At 71.4% G+C, this 13,893-nt stretch carries 11 protein-coding genes; 5 read left to right on the plus strand and 6 right to left on the minus strand.

Annotated features, from left to right (window positions below):
• Position 1 precedes the first annotated feature (1 nt).
• Positions 2 to 2,206 (plus strand): tetratricopeptide repeat protein, encoded by a 2,205-nt coding sequence (locus N798_RS14650; RefSeq protein ID WP_052117391.1) that lies wholly within the window; start codon positions 2 to 4, stop codon positions 2,204 to 2,206.
• Between the two features lie 75 nt (positions 2,207 to 2,281).
• On the opposite strand, the gene cphA is transcribed toward N798_RS14650, so the two are convergent.
• From cphA to glgC, 5 genes are read right to left on the minus strand one after another with little or no spacing between them, the layout of a single operon-like run.
• Positions 2,282 to 5,176, minus strand: a complete 2,895-nt coding sequence (cphA, locus tag N798_RS14655) for a cyanophycin synthetase (RefSeq protein ID WP_035949739.1) — start codon at positions 5,174 to 5,176, stop codon at positions 2,282 to 2,284.
• Positions 5,177 to 5,218: 42 nt separating this feature from the next.
• Positions 5,219 to 6,079 carry a cyanophycinase gene (locus N798_RS14660; RefSeq protein ID WP_035949741.1) on the minus strand — a complete coding sequence of 287 codons (861 nt, stop codon included), beginning with the start codon at positions 6,077 to 6,079 and terminating at the stop codon, positions 5,219 to 5,221.
• 19 nt (positions 6,080 to 6,098) lie between these two features.
• Positions 6,099 to 7,373, minus strand: coding sequence for a phosphoserine phosphatase SerB (gene serB, locus N798_RS14665; RefSeq protein ID WP_052117399.1), 1,275 nt, complete (start codon positions 7,371 to 7,373; stop codon positions 6,099 to 6,101).
• A 9-nt stretch (positions 7,374 to 7,382) separates the two neighbouring features.
• Positions 7,383 to 8,198, minus strand: a complete 816-nt coding sequence (locus N798_RS14670; protein ID WP_035949743.1) for an LLM class F420-dependent oxidoreductase — start codon at positions 8,196 to 8,198, stop codon at positions 7,383 to 7,385.
• Positions 8,195 to 9,448, minus strand: coding sequence for a glucose-1-phosphate adenylyltransferase (glgC, locus tag N798_RS14675; RefSeq protein ID WP_035949745.1), 1,254 nt, complete (start codon positions 9,446 to 9,448; stop codon positions 8,195 to 8,197). The genes N798_RS14670 and glgC overlap by 4 nt, the downstream gene beginning before the upstream one ends.
• 78 nt (positions 9,449 to 9,526) lie before the next feature.
• On the opposite strand from glgC, the gene glgA reads away from it, so the two are divergent.
• A complete protein-coding gene (glgA, locus tag N798_RS14680; RefSeq protein WP_035949747.1) occupies positions 9,527 to 10,717 on the plus strand; it encodes a glycogen synthase in 1,191 nt (396 codons plus the stop codon).
• Here glgA and N798_RS14685 read toward each other — a convergent pair.
• Positions 10,696 to 11,460 (minus strand): hypothetical protein, encoded by a 765-nt coding sequence (locus N798_RS14685; protein WP_035949816.1) that lies wholly within the window; start codon positions 11,458 to 11,460, stop codon positions 10,696 to 10,698. The two genes, glgA and N798_RS14685, sit on opposite strands and share 22 nt — an antisense overlap.
• A 42-nt stretch (positions 11,461 to 11,502) precedes the next feature.
• On the opposite strand from N798_RS14685, the gene N798_RS14690 reads away from it, so the two are divergent.
• The 3 genes from N798_RS14690 to N798_RS14700 all read left to right on the plus strand — a co-directional run.
• Positions 11,503 to 12,285, plus strand: coding sequence for an ABC transporter ATP-binding protein (locus N798_RS14690; protein WP_035949750.1), 783 nt, complete (start codon positions 11,503 to 11,505; stop codon positions 12,283 to 12,285).
• A gap of 73 nt (positions 12,286 to 12,358) precedes the next feature.
• Complete coding sequence (locus tag N798_RS14695) at positions 12,359 to 12,811, plus strand: NfeD family protein (RefSeq protein ID WP_035949752.1); 453 nt, start codon at positions 12,359 to 12,361, stop codon at positions 12,809 to 12,811.
• 45 nt (positions 12,812 to 12,856) lie between these two features.
• A partial coding sequence (locus N798_RS14700; RefSeq protein WP_035949753.1) for an SPFH domain-containing protein occupies positions 12,857 to 13,893 on the plus strand: 1,037 nt, incomplete at its 3' end.

A 13,893-nucleotide genomic window follows, 5' to 3' on the forward strand; every position in this document is an offset into this window, starting at 1 on the left:
GGTGACCAGCGACCTGCACACCGCACCTGCCGTGACCGCAACCGAGGTCCGGGTCCTCGAGGGGCCCAACCTCTACTTCCCGAGGCCGGCGGCCAAGGTCACGCTCGACCTCACGCCATACGTCGACGCCGACCGTGAGACGCTCGGCCGCGTCGCTCGCACGGCAGGACTCGGCGGCGCCCAGGTGGGCGACCCGCACACCGAGCAGCGTCAGCGGGTCGTCGCGCGACTGGCCGAACGCGCTGTGCGGCAGGTGTCCCGCGCGTCGGGCACAAGCCGGCTCGGCGTCCGGTCGCGGCCCGGCACCGAGCTGTCGGTCGTCGTCGTGTCGTTCGTCTGGCGCCGGCGCGGCTCGGCGCAGGCCCTCGGCGAGTCCGTGGCACCGGTGCTCGAGGCGTGGCTGCGCGGTGACGACGTCGTCGAGCAGCAGGCCGAGCTCGTCCGGTCCGCGCCGGACGGCCCGCCGCCGCGGATCGTCACGCCCCGGATCCCCGTGGCGTCGGTGACCGGCACCAACGGCAAGACGTCGACGACCCGCCTGCTCGCCCACATCGCCATGACGGCCGGCAAGCACACGGCGTGGAGCTCGACGGACGGCGTCGTCGACCACGGCGAGATGGTCGAGGCGGGCGACTTCTCCGGACCGGCCGGTGCCCGCGGCGTGCTGGGTGCGCCCGGCGTCGAAATCGGGATCCTCGAGACCGCGCGCGGCGGCATGCTCCTCAAGGGCCTCGGGGTGTCGCACAACGACGTCTCCGTGGTCACCAACGTCTCGGCCGACCACCTCGGTCTCCACGGCGTCGACACTGTCGACCAGCTCGCTGAGGTCAAGGCGATCATCACGCGCGCCACGCGCCCCGAGGGGTGGACCGTCCTCAACGGTGACGACCCCCGCGTCTGGGCGATGCGCACCGGCTCTCCCGCGAAGCCGTGGGTCTTCACGCTCGACCCGAACTCGCCGGCGATCCGTGAGTCGCTCGGTGCCGGGGGACGAGCGATCACCGTCCTCGACGACCACGTCACCGTGCTCAGCGAGTCGGGTATGCCGGACCGTCTCGTCCCGATCGTCGACATCCCGATGACGATCAGCGGCCTGTCGCGGCACAACGTCGCCAACGTCCTCGCCGCGGCTGCGGCCGCGCTCGGGCTCGGCATCGACCGCGACGCGGTCGTCGAGGGCCTGCGCTCGTTCCGTCCCGACGCCTCGCTCAACCCGGGCCGCATGAACACCTACACGGCGACGGCTGGGCTCGGCGGCCAGTGCACCGTCGTCGTCGACCTCGCGCACAACGAGGCCGGGCTCGAAGCGCTCATGGACGTCGCCGAGGGGCTCGTGGCGCCCGGCTCGCGGATCCACCTGGGCCTCGGCGCCGCCGGCGACCGCACCGACGAGATCCTCGAGAACCTCGGCGAGATCGCGGGGCACCGGGCCGACCACGTCGTCGCCGCGCACAAGGCGCACTACCTGCGCGGCCGCTCGATGGAGGAGCTCGAGAGCCACCTCCGGATCGGGCTGCAGCGGGCGGGAGTGGCCGACATCGCGTCCTACACGACCGAGCTCGCCGGGCTGCAGGCGCTCGTCGAGGCCGCGCACGACGGTGACGTCGTCGCGATCATGTGCCATGCCGAGCGGCAGGCGATCTACGACTGGCTCGCCGAGATCGGTGCGGTCGCCGACGACGCGGCGGACATCCGCCGCAAGGTCATCGCCTCCCGCGGTGAGCACGAGGCCGAGGAGGCCATCGCCGAGCTCTGGGCCGACGAGGACGCGGACCGGCGCATCGAGACCGCTGCGCGCCTGCACGCGGCCTACCCCGGCGACTCCCGGATCACCTACGAGTACGCCGGCACCTTCGACTCGGCCGGGCAGGAGCAGCGGGCCGTCGAGCTCTACCGCGAGGCGCTCGACATCGGTCTGCGTGAGCCCTTCCACCACCGGGCCGTCATCCAGCTCGCGTCCTCGCTGCGCAACGTCGGCGAGCACGAGGAGGCCGTGCGCCTGCTCGACGAGCTCGCCGCCGACCGTCCCGAGTCGGTCGGCGTCGCTGCCTTCCGCGCCCTCGCCCTGCACTCGGCGGGTCGGTCGGCCGACGCGCTCGGCGGGCTGCTGTCGGTCGTCGCTCAGGCGAGCACCGACGAGGACGTGCTGCGCTACCGGCGCTCGCTCACGGCATACGCGAAGGAGCTGGAGCAGGGCGTGAGGTGACGCCCATGTCGTCTCCCGCCGCCGGATGACGGCGAGAGACGCCCGACCCGCGGACGGGTCGGGCGGTCTCCCTGGTCACTGCGTGGTCGAGCCTGCGTGGGCCGCCGCCTCGGGGTCGACCTCTCCGAGGTCGTGGTCGGCGAGGTCCTGGTCGGTGGCCTCCTCGCCGCTGACCTGCGCCTCGGCCGAGAGGGTGCTCGGGTCGAGGTCCGGGTCGGCGAGCGAGTCGGCGGTGCGGGTGCCGGGCTGCGCCTGCTTCGTCATCGTCTCGAGCTCGTTCATGACGACGCCGTGCTGGTCGACGCAGACGACGACGATGTCGCCGGGGTTGGCGCGGGCCATGACGTGGCGCACGGCCGAGAGCTCGTCGGTGACGATCTCGACCTGACGGCAGCGCGCGCCCTCGGCCATCGCGGCCTTGGCACCCTCGGCCACGTGGCCGGCCGTCTCGCCGGGCTTGCGGCCGCGCAGGCGCTCGTCCTCACGCACGACGATGACGTCGAAGTGCTGGGCCGCGAGGGTGCCGAGCTCGCGCATGTCCTCGTCGCGCCGGTCGCCGGCAGTGGCGATGACGCCGAGCCGCGAGATCTTGCCGAGGTCGCTCGAGCCCGCCTTGGCGTCGGCGTAGCGCTCGACGAACTCGCCGAGGACCTTCATGCCGGGAGCGTTGTGGCAGTAGTCGACGATGACGTCGATGTTGTTGACGTTGACCTGGTTCATGCGGCCGGGGGAGAGGTAGTAGCTCGTCGAGAACGTCCGCAGGCCCTGACGGATCTCGTGCAGGCCGGTGCCCACGGCGAAGGCCGCACCGGCGGCCGCCATGGCGTTGGCGACGTTGAACATCGCCGTCCCGCCGAAGGTCGCGGGGAGGAGGTGGGTCCACGCCAGCTGCATCGCGCGGCGGCCGTGGCGGATGACGATCATGTCGCCCTTGTCGGAAGGCTCGAGGACGACGGCGCGACCGCCGCGGCGGCAGTGGTCATCGACGAAGTCGCGCACCGGGGTGCCCGGGGCGGACATCGTGAACCAGACGACCGAGCCGGAGCACTTGCGGCGCATCTTGCGGACGAGCTTGTCGTCGGCGTTGAGGACGGCGAAGCCGTTGCGCGGCACCGCCTCGACGATGACGGCCTTGACGTCCGCGAGCTGCTCGACGGTCTCGATGCCGCGCAGCCCGAGGTGGTCGGGTGCGATGTTGGTGACGACGGCGACGTCGTTGCGGTCGTAGCCGAGGCCCTCGCGCAGGATGCCTCCCCGCGCCACCTCCATGACGGCGAAGTCGACGCGCGGGTTCTGCAGGACCATGCGGGCGGACTTCGGGCCGGACGCGTCGGCCTTGAAGACCAGGCGCTCGTCGACGACGATGCCGTCGGTCGACGTCATGCCGACCTTGCGGCCGACGCCCTTCATGATGTGGGCGATCATCCGCGACGTCGTCGTCTTGCCGTTGGTGCCGGTGACCGCGACGATCGGCACGCGCGAGGGCGCGCCGGGCGGGAAGAGCAGGTCGACCACGGGCCGGGCGATGAACTGCGGCTCGCCGATGGTGGGGTGCGTGTGCATCCGGAAACCCGGGGCGGCGTTGACCTCGCAGATGGCGCCGCCGGTCTCGCGCACGGGGGAGGCGATGTCGGGACAGATGAAGTCGATGCCGGCGACGTCGAGCCCGACCATGCGGGCGGCCTCCTCGGCGATCTCGACGTTGTCGGGGTGGGCGTCGAAGGTGCGGTCGACCGAGATGCCGCCGGTCGACATGTTGCCGGTGAGGGCGAGCTTGACCATGGTGCCCTGCGGCGGGACGGCGTCCATCTCGAAGCCCTGGTCGCGCACGAGCCCCTCGGCGGCGCGGTCGACCTTGATGCGGGTGAGGACCTTCTCGTGCCCCACGCCGCGGCGGGGGTCGGAGTTCGTGATGTCGACGAGCTCGGCGACGGTGTGCTCGCCGTCGCCGACGACGTGGGCCGGCACGCGCTCGGCGATCGCCTGCATCCGGCCGCCGACGATGAGGCAGCGGTAGTCCTTGCCGGTGACGAAGGACTCGACGATGACGTAGCCGCGGCGCGACTGCTCGCGGGCGACCTCGAACGCCTCGCGCACCTCGTCGTCACTCTGGAGGTCGAGGCACACGCCACGCCCGTGGTTGCCGTCGAGCGGCTTGACGACGACGGGGAAGCCGATCCTGCGGGCGGCCGCGACGGCGTCGTTGGGGCCGCGCACCGTCTCCTGCTTGGGCACGGGAAGGCCGGCGGACCCGAGCAGCTTGGTCGTGAGGTCCTTGTCGGAGGCGATGTCGACGGCGAGAGCCCCGGTCTTCGAGGTCATCGTCGCCCGGATGCGCTGGGCGTGCACGCCTTGCCCGAGCTGGACGAGGCTGGCGCTGTTGAGCCGGATGTAGGGGATGTCGCGGCTCACCGCCTCCTCGAGGATCGCGGCCGTCGACGGGCCGAAGGCGGTCCGCTCGGCGCGCTTGAGGAAGCTCTCGAGCGCCTCGTCGAAGTCGAAGCCCTCCTCCTCCTGCACGAGGTGGTTGACGAGGCGCACCGCGAGCGTCCCCGCGGCGAGGCCCACGCCCTCGTCGGAGTAGCCGTAGATGACGTTGTAGCGGCCCGGCACGCCCTTCACCTGGCGCGTCTTGCCTCGACGCTGGTCGTGGCCCGCCTCCTGCTGGAGCTGCAGCGCGATGTGCTCGCTCACGTGGCCGAGCCAGGTGCCCTCGCGCATGCGCTCGATGAAGCCGCCCTTGACCCCGCGCGAGCACGTGTGGTTCTCGAGACCGGGAAGGAGCTCGACGAGCCGGTCGGTGAACCCGTCGATGAGGTTGGTCGGGTACTGCTCGAGGATGCCGAGGTCGACGACGAGGTGGATCGCCGGGTCGTACGACCAGACGTTGCCGCCGCGGTAGACACGGGACTCGACGATGGTGAGCTCGGGTGCGGCCGGGCCGGTGGGGGTCGGGCGGTCCTCGGACATCGGACTCCTCAGTGTGGGGTGGGTGGTCCTTGCGGTCGGGCGTCAGTCGGTGGAGCTGGCGGCGAGCGATGCGCCGACGTCGGGGTGCTGCTCGACGAACTCGACGAGCGTGGCCGTCGCCAGGTCGAAGGTGGCCCCGGCGGGAAGGTTGTGGATCACGGCCCCCGAGACGAGCAGTGGTGCCCCCCGGCGCGCGTCCGGTGCGTCGGTCGTGACGTCGCGGCAGTCGATGACGGTGACACCCCCGCGACCGTGCACGGTGAAGCGCGCCCCGTCGACGACCTCGATCGCCGTGTCCTCGTCGATGCCGATCCCCAGCAGGCTCGGCGAGGACGCGACGACGGACATGAGCCGACCGTAGCGCGACCTCTGGGCGAAGTGCTGGTCGACGATGACGCCCTTGAGCAGGCCCAGCCCGGCGCTGATCTGGCTGGCGCGCTGGACGGGTGTGATGCCCTCGTCGCCCATCGAGATCATGAACTCGCTCATGATCGACGCGCCGGCGGACGTGCCGGCGACGACGGTGCCACGGGCGTGTGCACGATGCAGGGCATCGCCCAAGGGCGTGCCCGGGAAGAACTGGGAGAGCCGCAGCTGCGACCCGCCGCTCATGAAGACGCCGGTCGCATTGTCGATGAGGGCGACGGCGTCGGTGTCCTGGGCGTCGCGTCGCGACTGCGGGTTGACGACGTCGACGCTCTCGACGCCGAACCGGGTGAAGACCTCGGTGTAGGAGGCGACGACCTCGTCTTGGAAGGACGACGCGGTCGGGATGACCACCAGACGGGCCTTGCGGCCACCCGAGATCCGAACGAAGCGCCTCAGGAGGGCGGCCCGGCCGACACGGTCCTCGGCGCCCCCGATGATGAAGAGCGTTGGGGTCGCGGACGGGTAGCGGGGCATTGGGCCAGCCTACGAGGTGTCAGTCGTGCGGGGTTGAAGGCGCGGGCGTCGGGGTGCCGTCGGCGTCGTCGGCCTCCTCGATCTCCTCGCGGGTGATCCCGAGCAGGTGCAGGACGGCGTCGAGATAGGGGACGTTGACGGCCGTGTCGGCCTGTTCCCGCACGACGGGCTTCGCGTTGAAGGCGATCCCCAGCCCGGCCGTGCCGAGCATGTCGAGGTCGTTGGCGCCGTCGCCGATGGCGACCGTGCGGGCGAGCGGCAGCCCGGCGAGAGCGGCGAACTCGCGCAGTGCGCTGGCCTTGCCCTGGCGGTCGACGACGTCGCCGAGGACCCGACCCGTGAGCCGACCGTCGACGATCTCGAGGCGGTTGGCGCGGGCGTGGTCGATGTCGAGCTCGTCGGCGATGGGTTGGACGATCTCGATGAACCCACCGGACACCAGCGCGACGGTGAACCCGAGCCGCTTGAGGGTCCGCACGAGGGTGCGTGCGCCCGGGGTGAGCCGCACCGAGTCGCGCACGGCGGCGAGCACGGACGCGTCGAGCCCTTCGAGCGTCGCGACCCTCGCATGCAGGCTCTCCGCGAAGTCGAGCTCGCCGGCCATCGCGCGCTCCGTGACGGCGGCGACCTCCTGCTCGCGCCCGGCATGGCGGGCCAGCAGCTCGATGACCTCGTCCTGGATGAGCGTCGAGTCGACGTCCATGACGACGAGCCGGCGACCGCGCCGGGCGAGGCCGGACGGCGAGACGGCGATGTCAACCTTCTCGTGCGCCGCGACGAGCGCGAGCTCGCGGCGCATGGAGTCGAGGTCGGCCCCGCTGACGTCGAGCTCGAGGGTCGTCACCGGATAGCGCGAGAGGCGACGGATGCGGTCGATGTTGGCCCCGTGCGCGGCGACCGAACGCGACACGGCGGCGACGGCCGTCGCACCCAACGGCGCCCCGAGGACGACGACCGCGGCCCGACCCGTGCGGCGGTTGCGGTTGTCACCGCGTCCCTCGACGACGTTCACGGCGAGGCCCAGCCGCTCCCCGACCCCCTCGACGACGTCGCGCAGGTCGCTGAGGTAACCACCGGGCGCGAGCAGCACCGCCAACGTCAGCTGACCACGGACGACGACCTGCTCGAGGTCGAGGACGAGCGCGCCCGTCGGGGCCACGGCGTCGAAGAGTGCACTGGTCACGCCCGGCCGGTCGTCGCCCGTGAGGGTGACGAGCAGGGTGGGGGCATCGTCGGTCGATGACGTTGCTGGCGTGGGGACGCGTGCGGGCGTGGCTGTGGGCTCCGGGGTCACGCGCACAGGCTAGGAGTTCACCCCGTCGCGCCACGAGAGCAGATCACGGACCGGACCGAGGTCGGCGTAGGGACCGCTGAGGCCGAGGGTGAACAGGCGCGTGCCGACGGCATACAGGGCGTCGGCGTTCGACGCGTAGTCCGCCACGTCCTCGGGGAACCTGCCCGGCCGCATCGCCACGCCGGCCGAGCGCTCGATCGTGGCGGGGTCGCGGCCGACGCGGGCGCACCAGTCGTCGAGGACCTCGTGCTTGTGGGCGATCGTCTCGGCGCCGCCGAAGCCGTGCCAGATGTCGGCCTGCTCCGCGACGATCCGCAGGGTCTTCTGCTCACCGCCCCCACCGACGAGGACCGGGATGCGTCGGGTCGGTGCCGGGTTGAGCCGCTCCCAACGGCTCTTGATGCGCGGGAGGTCGCGGTCGAGGGCGTCGAGGCGGGTGCCGGCGCGGCCGAACTCGTAGCCGTACTCGTCGTAGTCGCGCTCGAACCAGCCCGACCCGATGCCGAGGATGAGCCGACCTTCACCGCCGCGGGCCGAGATGTGGTCGACGGTGCGCGCCATGTCGGCGAGCAGGTCGGGGTTGCGGTACGAGTTGCACGTGACGAGCGCGCCGATCTCGACGCGTTCGGTCGCCTCGGCCCAGGCGCCGAGCATCGTCCAGCACTCGAAGTGGGCGCCGTCGGGGTCGCCGTTCAACGGGAAGAAGTGGTCCCAGTTGAAGAGGACGTCGACCCCGAGCTCCTCGAGCTGCGCGCACGTGCGCCGGATGTCGTCGTATGCCGCGTGCTGCGGCTGGAGCTGGACCCCGACCCGCGCCCTCGTCACGGCTCGATGACCGTGCCCTTGCCCACCACGGTGATGCCGGACTCGGTGACGGTGAAGCCACGCTCCTTGTCGCGGTCGACGTCGATGCCGATCGTCGTGCCCTCGGGGAGGCGGACGTTCTTGTCGATGATGGCCCGGCGGACCCGGCAGTTGCGGCCGATCTCGACGCCGTCGAGGATCACCGAGTCGTCGACCTCGGTGTAGCTGTGGACGCGCACGTCGGGGGAGACCACGGAGGCGTTGACGCGGGCACCGCTGATGATGACGCCGGGGGAGACCATCGAGCTCAGTGCCTCGCCGAAGCGGCCGGACGCCCCGTGGACGAACTTCGCCGGCGGGTAGGGCCCGTAGCTCGTGTAGAGCGGCCAGTCGTAGTTGTAGAGGCTGAAGACCGGGTGGATCGAGATGAGGTCCATGTGCGCGTCGAAGTAGGAGTCGATCGTCCCGACGTCGCGCCAGTAGCCCTGGTCGCGCTCGGTGCCGCCCGGGATGACGTTCTTCTTGAAGTCGTAGGTGTAGGCGGAGCCCTCCTTGACGAGCGCGGGCACGATGTCGCCGCCCATGTCGTGGGTGCTGTCCTCGTCCTCGGAGTCGCGGGTGACGGCCTCCTGGAGGACGTCGGCGTCGAAGACGTAGTTGCCCATCGACGCGAGGATCTCGTCGGGGGAGTCGGGCAGGCCGTCGGGGTCGGTCGGCTTCTCGCGGAACGCCTTGATGCGGGTGTGGTCGTCGGCCTCGACCTCGATGACGCCGAACTGGTCGGCCATCCCGATCGGCTGGCGGATCGCGGCCACGGTCACCCCGGCGCCGGACTCAACGTGCTGGTCGACCATCTGCGAGAAGTCCATGCGGTAGACGTGGTCGGCGCCGACGACGACGACGATGTCGGGCCGCTCGTCGGTGATCGTGTTGAGGCTCTGGAAGATCGCGTCGGCGCTGCCCTGGTACCAAGACTTGTCGATGCGCTGCTGCGCCGGGATCGGCGCGACGTAGTTGCCGAGCATCGTCGACATGCGCCACGTCTTGGTCACGTGTCGGTCGAGGCTGTGCGACTTGTACTGGGTGAGCACGACGATCTTGAGGTAGCCGGAGTTGACGACGTTGCTCAGCGCGAAGTCGATGAGGCGGTAGATGCCGCCGAAGGGCACGGCCGGCTTGGCCCGGTCGGCCGTGAGGGGCATGAGCCGCTTGCCCTCCCCACCTGCGAGAACGATGACGAGCACCTTGGGTCCACCGCTGCGGTAAGCCATGCGGCCAACCTAGTGGACCGGACCGCCTCATGTGACGGGCATCTCACCCCGACTGTCGGTCGGCGCTAGGGTCGACTCGTGCGCGTCGACATCCTCAGCAAGGAGTACCCACCGACGATCTACGGCGGGGCGGGGGTGCACGTCGCCGAGCTGACCCGGGCCCTGCGCGAACGAGGTGACATCGACGTCCGGGTCCGCGCGTTCGGCCCGCCGCGCGACGAGGAGGGCACCACCGGCTACCCCGACCTCGACGCGCTGTCGGGCGCCAACGCGGCGCTCGTGACGATGGGCGTCGACCTCGCCATCGCTGCGGACTGCGGCGGCACGGACCTCGTGCACTCCCACACCTGGTACGCGAACTTCGCCGGCCACACGGCCTCTCTCCTCGAGGGCGTCCCGCACGTCGTCAGCGCCCACAGCCTCGAGCCCATGCGGCCGTGGAAGGCCGAGCAGCTCGGCGGCGGCTACCGCCTGTCCTCGTGGATCGAGCGGACGGCATACGAGGGTGCGGCCGCGGTCATCGCGGTGAGCGACGGGATGCGCAAGGACGTCCTGCGGAGCTACCCCGACATCGACCCGGCCAAGGTCCGCGTCGTCCACAACGGCATCGACAGCGAGCTCTGGAAGCGCGCCGAGGACGCCGACGTCGTCCGCCGCCACGGTGTCGACCCCGACCGGCCGAGCGTCGTCTTCGTCGGCCGGATCACCCGCCAGAAGGGCCTGCCCTACCTCCTCCGCGCGGCGTCCGAGCTGCCGCCCGAGGTCCAGCTCGTCCTCCTCGCCGGGGCCCCGGACACCCCCGAGATCAAGGCCGAGGTCGAGGAGCTCATCGCGGGGCTGCGCGAGACGCGCGACGGCGTCGTGTGGGTGCCCGAGATGCTGCCGCGCGCGGAGGTCATCGCGATGCTGTCGGCGGCGACGGTCTTCGTGTGCCCGTCGGTCTACGAGCCGCTCGGCATCGTCAACCTCGAGGCGATGGCCTGCGACCTGCCCGTCGTCGCGACGGCGACCGGCGGCATCCCCGAGGTCGTCGTCGACGGCGAGACGGGTTGGCTCGTGCCCATCGAGCAGGTGCAGGACGGCTCGGGCACGCCGGTCGACCCCGACCGTTTCGTCGCCGACCTCGCCGGCGCGCTCAACGAGGCCGTCTCCGACCCGGAGCGGGCTGCCCGCTTCGGCGAGGCAGGACGCCGCAGGGCCGTGGAGTCGTTCTCCTGGGCCCGGATCGGCGATGAGACCCTCTCCGTCTACCGCGACGTCCTCGGGTGAGCGACGGCTGAGACGCCGGCGTTCGTCGCGTCCGCGAGGGCGCGCTCTGCAACGCGACGCAGGTCGCGGAGCAGCTCGAGCCGGCGCTGCTGCGTCCAGCCGTCGGGTCCGTCCTGCGGCCCGTCGATACCGGCCGCGGCTGCGCTGCTGATCGCCGCGGCGAAGGTGACCGCGCGCAGCGCCTGGCCCGGCAGGTCGTCGGGCAGGGCCCACTGCCCGGCCCGCGGCATCGCCTCACGCGCCGACGCCGCGTCGAAGGGCCGGCCGCCGAGGGCGTCGAGCTGCTCGGTGACCTCGAGGACCTTGGCCGTGAGCGAGCGGGTCGCCTCCCGGGGGTCGAGCGCCTCGACCCGGTGGGTCGGCACCGGATCGCAGTCGTATGCCGTCCAGTCCAGTCGCGTGCCCGTGTCCGGGCCGCTCGCCCCGGGGGCGCCGAAGGTCGACCACGTCGGGACGAGCAGGGCGCCGAGGCCCGGTGCGACAAGGCACTCCTCGGCCTCGACGGCGGCGTCGAGCGCGTCGGCGCCGCACCGCGGCAGGCTCGTGGGGTCCCCGCTCGACGGGAGCGCGACGAGGACCGTGCGCTCCCCGAGGTCGCGCCAGAGGTCGAGGGCGCGGACGCCGTCGCCGACCCCGTCGACGTCGGGCAGCGCCGACTCCATCGCGGACTCGAGCGTGCCTCCGCTGCGCCACGTGGAGGTGACCCACAGGGCGATGCGGACGGAGGCGGGCAGCTCGGGCATGCCGCCATCGTAGGCAAGCACGGTTCAACTAGGGTTCGGGTCATGAGCGATGTGCTGGCGCTGGCCGGGGTGGGCGTCGTCCGCGGCGACACCACGCTCCTCGACGACGTCGACTGGGAGGTCGAGGAGGGGCAGCGTTGGGTGGTCCTCGGACCCAACGGCGCCGGCAAGACCACGCTCCTCCAGCTCGCCTCCGCCCGGATGCACCCGACCCGTGGCGTGGTCGGCATCCTTGGTGAGGTCCTCGGCGCCGTCGACGTCTTCGAGCTGCGTCCCCGGATCGGCCTGGCCTCGGCCTCGCTCGCCGAGCGGATCCCCGGTGACGAGCGGGTGGGGGACGTCGTCGTCACCGCCTCCTACGGTGTCGTCGGTCGCTGGCGCGAGAGCTACGACTCGCTCGACCACGCCCGCGCCGCCGAGCTCCTCACCGCGCTCGGAGCCGACCACCTCGTCGACCGCACCTTCGGCACGCTTTCCGAGGGGGAGCGCAAGCGGGTGCAGATCGCGCGGGCGCTCATGACCGACCCCGAGCTCATGCTCCTCGACGAGCCGGCCGCCGGCCTCGACCTCGGTGGCCGCGAGGACCTCGTCGCCAGGCTCGGCGAGGTCGCCGGCGACATCATGGCTCCGGCGCTCGTCCTCGTCACGCACCACGTCGAGGAGATCCCGCCGAACTTCACCGACGTTCTCCTGCTGCGTGAGGGCAAGGTCGTCGCGCAGGGGCCGATCGAGATCACGCTGACGTCGGAGAACCTCAGCCGCACGTTCGGCATGCCACTGCGGCTGGAGCAGCGGGGTTCGCGGTTCACCGCATGGTCGCAGTGACGGGCACGCACACTGGGCTTGGATCGTTGTCAGGACAACCCGTCGACGACGACGGTGACGGAAGGGGAGAGTCATGGAGTGGCTGACCGAGAACCCGTGGGTGGCCTGGGTGGGCGTGGCCCTCATCCTCGCGGCGATCGAGGCCGCGACCGTGGACTTCGTCTTCGTCATGTTCGCCGGGGGAGCGCTCGCCGGAGCCCTGGCCGCCGCGCTCGGCGGCAACATCGCCGTCCAGGTGATCGTGGCGATCCTCGTCGCCGGCCTGCTGCTCTTCGTCGTGCGCCCCATCGTCAAGCGCAAGTTCACCGACGGTGAGCACGACCACCACATCGGGGCCTCGGGCCTCGTCGGTCGCGAGGCACGCGTCCTCCAGACCGTCACCGACACCGACGGGCGGATCAAGCTCGCGGGGGAGACGTGGTCCGCCCGGGTCGCCGAGGGCTCGCAGGCCCTCCGGCCCGGCGACGACGTCAGAGTCATCGCCATCCACGGTGCGACGGCCATCGTCGCGCCCGACCGTCACTGACCAGACCGTGACCGACCAGATCGTCACTGATCGCAGGGAGAACTCATGATCGAGCTCGTCATCCTCGGGCTGCTTCTGCTCTTCGCCGTCATCGTGCTCATGCGCACGGTGCGGATCGTGCCCCAGCAGACCGCCCTCATCATCGAGCGGCTCGGTCGCTACCACAGCACCCTCGAGGGCGGGATCCACTTCCTGGTGCCCTTCGTCGACAAGGTGCGCGCCAACATCGACCTGCGTGAGCAGGTGGTCTCGTTCCCGCCGCAGCCGGTCATCACGAGCGACAACCTCGTCGTCAACATCGACACCGTCATCTACTACTCGGTCATCGACGCGAAGTCCGCCGTCTACGAGATCGCCAACTTCATCCAGGGCATCGAGCAGCTCACCGTGACCACGCTCCGCAACGTCATCGGCTCGCTCGACCTCGAGCAGACCCTCACGAGCCGTGACCAGATCAACGCCCAGCTCCGCGGCGTCCTCGACGAGGCCACCGGCAAGTGGGGTATCCGCGTCAACCGCGTCGAGCTCAAGGCGATCGACCCGCCGATGTCGATCCAGGAGTCGATGGAGAAGCAGATGAAGGCGGAGCGCGAGCGGCGCGCCCAGATCCTCAACGCCGAGGGCGTCAAGCAGTCCAACATCCTCACCGCCGAGGGCGAGAAGCAGAGCCAGATCCTGCGCGCCGAGGGTTCGGCCCAGGCCCGGGTCCTCGAGGCCCAGGGACAGGCCCGCGCCATCCAGCAGGTCTTCGACGCCATCCACCGCGGCAAGCCGACCCAGAAGCTCCTCGCCTACCAGTACCTCCAGGTCCTGCCCCAGATCGCCCGCGGCGACTCCAACAAGATGTGGATCATCCCGAGCGAGCTCACCGACGCGCTCAAGGGCATCGGCGGAGCGCTCGGCCGCGGCGAGGGCGGAGGAGGCTTCGACGACGGCGACTCCGACACGTGGGAGCCGACCGACGACGGGTCGACCCCGTTCGACCAGACCGAGCTGCCCGACCCGGCGCAGGCGCTGGCCGAGGCCCGCGACCAGGCCGGCGAGGCCCAGCGCGAGGCCAAGGACCACGCCACGCCGCCGGC

Origin of the sequence: Knoellia flava TL1, assembly GCF_000768675.1 — a bacterium.
In the GTDB taxonomy this organism is placed as follows: domain Bacteria; phylum Actinomycetota; class Actinomycetes; order Actinomycetales; family Dermatophilaceae; genus Knoellia; species Knoellia flava.

Excerpts from the sequence above, each read along its gene's own strand:
- N798_RS14660 (WP_035949741.1), bottom strand. The coding sequence starts at position 6,079 with ATGCCCCGCTACCCGTCCGCGACCCCAACGCTCTTCATCATCGGGGGC.
- cphA (WP_035949739.1), bottom strand. The coding sequence starts at position 5,176 with ATGTCCGAGGACCGCCCGACCCCCACCGGCCCGGCCGCACCCGAGCTC.
- N798_RS14685 (WP_035949816.1), bottom strand. The coding sequence starts at position 11,460 with ATGCCCGAGCTGCCCGCCTCCGTCCGCATCGCCCTGTGGGTCACCTCC.
- N798_RS14690 (WP_035949750.1), top strand. The coding sequence starts at position 11,503 with ATGAGCGATGTGCTGGCGCTGGCCGGGGTGGGCGTCGTCCGCGGCGAC.
- glgC (WP_035949745.1), bottom strand. The coding sequence starts at position 9,448 with ATGGCTTACCGCAGCGGTGGACCCAAGGTGCTCGTCATCGTTCTCGCA.
- N798_RS14695 (WP_035949752.1), top strand. The coding sequence starts at position 12,359 with ATGGAGTGGCTGACCGAGAACCCGTGGGTGGCCTGGGTGGGCGTGGCC.